Source organism: Mesorhizobium sp. M1403 (genome assembly GCF_040317695.1).
Classification (GTDB): Bacteria; Pseudomonadota; Alphaproteobacteria; order Rhizobiales; family Rhizobiaceae; genus Mesorhizobium.
The window spans coordinates 1-6,507 of record NZ_JAMYKY010000067.1 but is presented as its reverse complement, the minus strand read 5'-3'; the positions used below and the strand labels follow the sequence as shown (position 1 = coordinate 6,507).

Here is a 6,507-nt window from a genome sequence, read left to right as displayed (position 1 = left end):
CACCGGGTCGTCTTTCTGTCGAGCGACGACGAGGACGCGACCGCTCCGGTGGCGGCCTTGGCCAAACAACTCGGGTTCGCACCCGTCAAGCTGGGAAAGCTCAACGAGGGTGGCGCGCTGGTGCACGCACGCGGCCGCACTTGGGGCCAGCTCATCTTCCAGGATTTGTTCAAGAAGGAGCAGTAATCGATGTATAATCATGTGATTTGGCCCGAGCGATATGATCCGAAAACGTCGGCCATCTACGCACTCAACGACATTGACGTGAAGGCGCCGGCTGAAGTGGTCTGGAAGCTGCTCGTCGATGCCGAGAATTGGTCGAGCTACTTTCCCGCCGAAGATCAGGTCAAGATCTTGACCGGCAAGCCGGAACTGGCGCTTCAAACCAGATACAGCCGGGTGACGGTTGGCTTTCCGATGAGTCTGGTCGTGACGGAGTGTGAACCCTTCCGCAGGCTCGCGTGGGCGACGACGGTCGATGGCGACGAGACCGGCTCGAGCGCGTACCACGGCTGGGTCATCACTCCTACGGTCGATGGCTGCCATGTGCTGACCGAAGAAACGCAGCAGGGCCCTTGGTTCCTTGAGGAACTCGGGCGCAAGCATCCCGGTGCACTCTACCGCTATCACCAGGAATGGGTCGAAAGCCTCGCCCGCGCTGCGGAGGCGGAAGTGGCAAGCAGGGCAAGTTGAATGGGCTTGTCTTGAGGCCTGGCCGGTTGCTTGGGCCGCAACGCTTTCGACCGAACAGTGCTGGGCCTGCCTTCGTCCCGAATATTGTCGGTACTCAACAGACGACGGGCGCTTCCAGCCTGGATCGGCGGATGATCACCCACCTACCATTGGAGATAAATGACATGAATATTGAACTCAGGGGCCGCAAGGCGATTGTCACCGGATCCACCGCCGGTATCGGCCGCGCGACGGCGGAGGGGTTTGCCCGTGCCGGTGCATCGGTCGTCGTCAACGGCCGTGGGAATACCCGGGTCGACGAGGCGGTGAGGCAGATGCGGCAGGCCTTTCCCGGAAGCGACATCTCGGGCATCGCCGCCGATCTTGCGACAGCGGAGGGTGCCCAGGCCTTGATCGCGCAGGCGCCGGACGCCGATATCCTTGTGAACAATGTTGGTACGGCTCACATCCGGAGCTACAGTGGCGTCGAGGACATCGCGAAGATCCCCGACGAGGACTGGCTTGGCCTCTTCCAGTTGAACGTAATGAGTGGCGTGCGCGTGACCCGTCATTATCTGCCGCGGATGGTGGCGAAAGGCTGGGGCCGCGTCGTGTTTGTAAGTAGCGAGTCCGCAGTCAACATCCCTAAGGAAATGCTCGACTACGGCATGACCAAGACCGCTCAACTCGCGGTGTCGCGCGGGCTCGCCGAGGCGGTCGCGGGCACGGGTGTCACAATCAACGCCGTCCTGCCGGGACCTACCCGCTCTGAGATCCTGGGCGACTTCATGGCGAAGCAGGCTGACGCAAACGGAATCACGCAGCAGGAGGCCGAACAGGGCTTCTTGAAGGCGATGCGTCCGACCACCCTCATCCAACGCTTCGCGACCACCGATGAGGTGGCCAACATGATCATCTACGCATGCTCGGAGCAGGCTTCGGCGACAACCGGCGCGGCTTTGCGGGTGGATGGCGGCGTGGTCCGCTTCGTCGCGTAGCTGCCGAGACGGTTATGGCGCTAATGGCGCCGACCAGCGGACGGTCGACACCTGCGGCTGAGTTTCCCCTGCCCGGTGTCTTCAGGCCAAATGCTGGCCGTGACCTTCACCTGTTTCTCGACACACCCTGCAACAGGTCGAGGAAGGCGCGCACAGCGGGATTGGCGCGCCGGCTTTCCGGCCAGACCGCCGTGATATTGTGCCGCTCGACCGCATGGTTGGAAAGCACCGGCTCCGAAGCATCGACCAGGATCAGCGGCAGATTATAGTGCTGGCGAAACATCTCCACGAACTGATCGCGCGCTAACTTCTTCGAGCAGCGCGCGACCGAAGATTTGAAGGCCACAAAGTCGCGAAGGTTGGGGTAGGCCCGACGGGGTATGGGCGCCGTTCGAAGAGCGGGGAGACGCCCGACAGAGCGGCAGATCTGTCGGTCGCCTAGAATCTATCGACTGCTATCGATGGCCTAGGATTCGCTCGAGTGTCCTCTGCTATCCGATATTACTCCACAGCACTCCCCTCCGTTCGCGCAGCCAGAGTGGGCGTTTGTGTTCACTCCATCGCTTTCGTTCGCCGACATAGAGCTGCCCGCTTCCGCAGCGTCAGAGCCGATTCTCTACATGTAAAAGCTGTACCTTGGAGCGATCTCCTGCCCGTCTCCGAGGTACTTCAGCACCTGCCCCACCTGTCTTGCCGTCGCAATAGTAATCGGCATTCCGTTGTCGAACTGAGTGTTGTTCCAATTCATCTTGGTCAAAGCCAGGGTCTCGTACGCGATATGCTGCAGTGGTTGACCGAGGACCTGACATCGCAGTATCAGCGGCCGCGGCACATACATTCCGGGATATGTGCGGAAGAAGTCGACGCTGCCGCGCGTGTAAAGGTGCGGAAATCGACGCCTCAGTTCGACTTTCTTCTGACCGCTTACAATCTTGGTAGCGTACTCTGGCTTGACGCTCAGAACGAAGTCGTGGCGGAAAGGTCAAGGTTGTTCATTCAGTGACGATCGCAAAATTTCCCACGATCGGGCATTATCCTACGCGAAACAAATTGTGAACCGCTGATTGATCCAAATCGGCGACGGAGGTCACCGAGCGATCTGCTTCCGATATTGCGGTTCGCAAGCCCGCAGGAAACGCCGAAGCAACAGGCGTCACACTCGCCTGTCTGTAACCCAAAGGCCGTAGTGTGGCAGAGCAATGGCTCTTGGGATCATCACAAAAGAAAGGACGCTTGGCTGCCGCTGTTGCAGTTGTGGGAACAACCGCTTTCAAGTCGAGGCAGAGTTTGGGTTAACGACTGAGATGAGGCGCAAAGCAGCCATGCCGCCGTCGCGTGTGAGACTCTGCTTCGGGTCACAAGCAAAACAGCAGCCCTATGGCTCGTCCCTCACATCGCGCAAATTAGACACAACCCGGCGGTTCTGCGACCTGCAGGCGTTGTCGGGGCACTCGCGGACGAGCCTGTCCTTGCCGTAGCCCTTGGCCCACATGCGGTTGCGGTCTATGCCGCCGGCGGCGAGGTAGTCCATCACCGCATCGGCGCGCTGCTGCGACAGCGCCGTTTCACTTGCGCCGGGATCGTCGGCGAAACCCTGCAGCTTGAGCAGCCAGCGCGGATGTTTTGCTAACCAGGCGATCTGGGTGTCGAGGGTGGCCTTGGCGACAGAATCGAGCGCGGCCGAACCTTGCGTGAAATAGGTGCGGCGGCCGACATTGAGGATAAAATCCTCCTCGCTGCCCGGCTGCACGTTCTGGAAGCCGGCAACCTCGGTGTTGGTGACGTCGGGCGTGGAAGGGGCCAGCGTGTTGCTGGTCGAGCAGGATGCGACCAGCACCAGCAGGCCGGCGGCGAGCAGCCGGCGCGTCTTTTCAATCATGCGGTTCATGAGGCGCCAATCATTCGACAGTGGTGGAAGCGGGCGCCTGGTCGGCGATGTGCGGCAGGACCTGCACCGCGGTGCCGATCGGGCAGCGCTGGTAGAGGTCGATGATGTCTTCCGGGAACATACGGATGCAGCCGCTGGAAGCGTCGGTGCCGATGCTCCATGGCTCCAGCGTGCCATGCAGGCGGTAGCCGGTGTCGGCGCCGTCGCGGTGCAAATAGAGCGCGCGCGGCCCGAGCGGATTGTTGGACGCGCCGCCTGCGACCATGGGTGGTAGGTCCGGCTTGCGCTTACGCATTTCGGGGGGCGGGACCCATTGCGGCCACAGCGCGCGGCGGTCGATCGTCGCGCGGCCGTACCATTTGAAGCCGTCCTTGCCGACGCCGACGCCGTAGCGGATGGCGGTCTTGTTTTCCATGATGACGTAGAGGAAGTGGTGGCGGGTATCGACCACGACGGTGCCGACCGGCTCGCTGCTGAAATACTTGACGATCTGGCGATGCCATCTCTTGTCGATCTTGGCGAAGTTGGTCTTGCGATAGACAAAATTGTTGTCGCTGGCGGTACCGGCGAAAAAGGATTTTGCCGCCGCGGCTTGAGCAATATTGCTGGTTGCACCCACCGCGACCAGCGCCAGGCCACCGAGCACGACACCCCTGCGTGATAAAACCATCGGCAATATTCCCCCATGCCTAAAGCCTGGCGGACCATAGTTGAGAATTATTTCGCCTCAAAGTGGAAAATGCTGCGTTGCTTAAGTCGGCCGTGTCCGGACATTCGGCAATTTGGCGGCGAGTGACCGAATTGTGACTATCTTGCCGAGGACGAACGTCTAACCTAAACCCCCTCCAGGACCTTACCAAATTGGCGCGACTGTTTGGGACCGGGCGTAGTTGCGACATTTGCCCTATCCGGAAGTGTGAGCGATGCCGTGGGCATGATGCATGCTTTTCGTTCGGTTGCTGCGATGATCGTGATGTCCGGCGTGGCAGGTTGCACCAGCATTTCCTACTACGCACAATCCTTGAAGGGTCACGTGGAGATCATGGCGGCGCGCCAGGATGTCGGAGAGCTGATCGACAATCCTTCGACCCCTGGGACATTGCGCGCTCGAATGGCATCGGCGAGCGCCATCCGACAGTTTGCGATAGATGAACTAGCGCTGCCGGACAACAACAGCTACCGCAGCTATGTTGACGTTGGTCGAGACGCGGTGACATGGGCCATCTTTGCAGCGCCGGAATTCTCGCTGACGCCACGAACATGGTGCTTTCCGGTGTTCGGATGCGTACCGTACCGAGGGTACTTCTCCAAAAGGTCTGCGATTGAAACCGCTGTCGAACTTCAGAGACAGGGCCTGGACATCTATGTGACGGGCATCACTGCATATTCCACGCTCGGCTGGTCAAGTGACCCGCTGCTAAGCACCATGCTCAGCCAAGATGAAACGTATCTTGCAGGGCTGGTATTCCACGAACTCGCTCACCAGCGCGTCTACGTGCATGACGATTCCTCGTTCAACGAAGCGTTCGCTGTCGCTGTCGAAACAACGGGTGTGAGAAAATGGCTGCGCGCGACCGGCGATACTGCCGGATTGCGCCGTTACGAAGCCGACCGGAGGCGCAGAGCTGAATTTCTTGTGCTGGTGTCGCAGACCCGGGACGAGCTAAGGCATGTCTATGACGACGATGTTACTTCTGAGCAGAAGTGGGCCGCGAAGAAGGCCGCGATCGAACGGCTGAGGACGCGATACCGACAGATGCGCGACCGGCGCTGGGGTGGATACCGTGGATATGACGCCTGGTTCGATGCTCCGATCAACAACGCAAAGCTCGCCGCGACTTCCGTCTACAGCGATCGGGTGACTGCGTTTCTCCGCTTATTCGATTTGTGTTCGGGCGACTATCCACGGTTCTTCGCGTCGGTTCGACGGATAGGAGCGTTAGACAAATCTGACCGCGCCGAAGCGCTCGAGGCGGCAGATACATGCGATTGGGCCGGTCAAATCCGAAGGCCAGAAGCGGCGAATCGGTCGCTGATGTACTCGGCAGCCAGCGCAGGTGATTGAATTGACCATTTGTCGGCCGATTTCCTAGGTACTTTGACGTCGGCGGGGCCAGAAGACGCATGTCGGCCTACAGAAGCCAAAAGCGGACTTGCCTGAACTCCCCGAGGGGTCCTGGACCACAATGATTGCCGGCGGGCTGTGGCGCCTCAGTGTGCGCCCCTACGAGGCCGAAAACCTCACGCTCACGCCGCGCTGCCGAAAATAAGCCTGCATCAGCTTGCGGCCCGAACGGTTGTTCTGTGCCAGCCTTGCCGGATCGAACACCGCCTGTGCTATCCCCTCTCGCGTCAGCGCTGCTTTGAGCGCCGCGATATGTGCGTCGATGTCGGCATTGTTCGCCCGGAGCGATGCATAGATGCTGTCGGTCGCCTCGGCCACGGTCGGCTCGCTCACGGGTGTACTCCTTTGGCTATTCGGGCGGCGGCTTAGCACAGATCAGCGGCTTCGCCGATACCGATAAGACGGCTAGATGGGCGGCAACAGTGTTCCTTGGGGTCGGTTGTGAGTCATAGGTTCCGCCTGAGTCGGAGATCGCAAGCCATGTCGACATGAACGAGTGAGGAGGATTGGACGCACACGTTCGAGTATCCGGGCTTGCCTGCCGCGCGGCTGACCGTCCGGCCGCGCGGAAGTCGTTCACGGCAGGACGTCTACGCGTCAATTCAGGAATTCGAACCGATGACGCGCATCGCTTGGGGTGGCAGTCCGAAGATCTCGCGAAGGTCGCCATGCAGCGAAACGGATAACCCAGCGCCGTTGGGGGCCGGGGAATCAAGACCAACACGGATCGGAGAAGTATTATGAGCTACGCTATTGTAGGATTCGGTAAGATAGGCCAGGCCCTCGCCCACGCCTTCGCCCGTAAAAACATCGACGTGACCGTC

The 6,507-nt window shown here is 60.2% G+C and carries 6 protein-coding genes and 3 pseudogenes; 5 read left to right on the top strand and 4 right to left on the bottom strand.

The window, feature by feature from the left end; translation table 11 throughout:
• From NKH01_RS34725 to NKH01_RS34715, 3 genes and pseudogenes are all read left to right on the top strand, one after another.
• A pseudogene (locus NKH01_RS34725) lies at positions 1–186 on the top strand (NADP oxidoreductase coenzyme); the annotation flags it as partial.
• Positions 187–189: 3 nt separating this feature from the next.
• Complete coding sequence (locus tag NKH01_RS34720; protein ID WP_353024692.1) at positions 190–693, top strand: SRPBCC domain-containing protein; 504 nt, start codon at positions 190–192, stop codon at positions 691–693.
• A gap of 164 nt (positions 694–857) precedes the next feature.
• Complete coding sequence (locus NKH01_RS34715) at positions 858–1,670, top strand: SDR family NAD(P)-dependent oxidoreductase (protein ID WP_023716502.1); 813 nt, start codon at positions 858–860, stop codon at positions 1,668–1,670.
• Between the two features lie 106 nt (positions 1,671–1,776).
• On the opposite strand, the pseudogene NKH01_RS34710 reads toward NKH01_RS34715, so the two are convergent.
• From NKH01_RS34710 to NKH01_RS34700, 3 genes and pseudogenes are all read right to left on the bottom strand, one after another.
• A pseudogene (locus NKH01_RS34710) lies at positions 1,777–1,902 on the bottom strand (LysR family transcriptional regulator); the annotation flags it as partial.
• 1,143 nt (positions 1,903–3,045) lie between these two features.
• Complete coding sequence (locus NKH01_RS34705; RefSeq protein ID WP_353024691.1) at positions 3,046–3,558, bottom strand: OmpA family protein; 513 nt, start codon at positions 3,556–3,558, stop codon at positions 3,046–3,048.
• A 10-nt stretch (positions 3,559–3,568) separates the two neighbouring features.
• Positions 3,569–4,228 (bottom strand): L,D-transpeptidase, encoded by a 660-nt coding sequence (locus tag NKH01_RS34700; protein ID WP_352482339.1) that lies wholly within the window; start codon positions 4,226–4,228, stop codon positions 3,569–3,571.
• Between the two features lie 264 nt (positions 4,229–4,492).
• Between NKH01_RS34700 and NKH01_RS34695 the strand changes: the two genes are divergently transcribed.
• Positions 4,493–5,623, top strand: coding sequence for an aminopeptidase (locus NKH01_RS34695; RefSeq protein ID WP_352482497.1), 1,131 nt, complete (start codon positions 4,493–4,495; stop codon positions 5,621–5,623).
• Positions 5,624–5,782: 159 nt separating this feature from the next.
• On the opposite strand, the gene NKH01_RS34690 is transcribed toward NKH01_RS34695, so the two are convergent.
• Positions 5,783–6,016 carry a hypothetical protein gene (locus NKH01_RS34690; RefSeq protein ID WP_353024690.1) on the bottom strand — a complete coding sequence of 78 codons (234 nt, stop codon included), beginning with the start codon at positions 6,014–6,016 and terminating at the stop codon, positions 5,783–5,785.
• 407 nt (positions 6,017–6,423) lie between these two features.
• Here NKH01_RS34690 and NKH01_RS34685 point away from each other — a divergent pair.
• A pseudogene (locus tag NKH01_RS34685) lies at positions 6,424–6,507 on the top strand (NADP oxidoreductase coenzyme); the annotation flags it as partial.

Coding starts and splice junctions, on each gene's coding strand:
- NKH01_RS34720 (WP_353024692.1), top strand. CDS start 190: ATGTATAATCATGTGATTTGGCCCGAGCGATATGATCCGAAAACGTCG.
- NKH01_RS34715 (WP_023716502.1), top strand. CDS start 858: ATGAATATTGAACTCAGGGGCCGCAAGGCGATTGTCACCGGATCCACC.
- NKH01_RS34705 (WP_353024691.1), bottom strand. CDS start 3,558: ATGAACCGCATGATTGAAAAGACGCGCCGGCTGCTCGCCGCCGGCCTG.
- NKH01_RS34700 (WP_352482339.1), bottom strand. CDS start 4,228: ATGGTTTTATCACGCAGGGGTGTCGTGCTCGGTGGCCTGGCGCTGGTC.
- NKH01_RS34695 (WP_352482497.1), top strand. CDS start 4,493: ATGATGCATGCTTTTCGTTCGGTTGCTGCGATGATCGTGATGTCCGGC.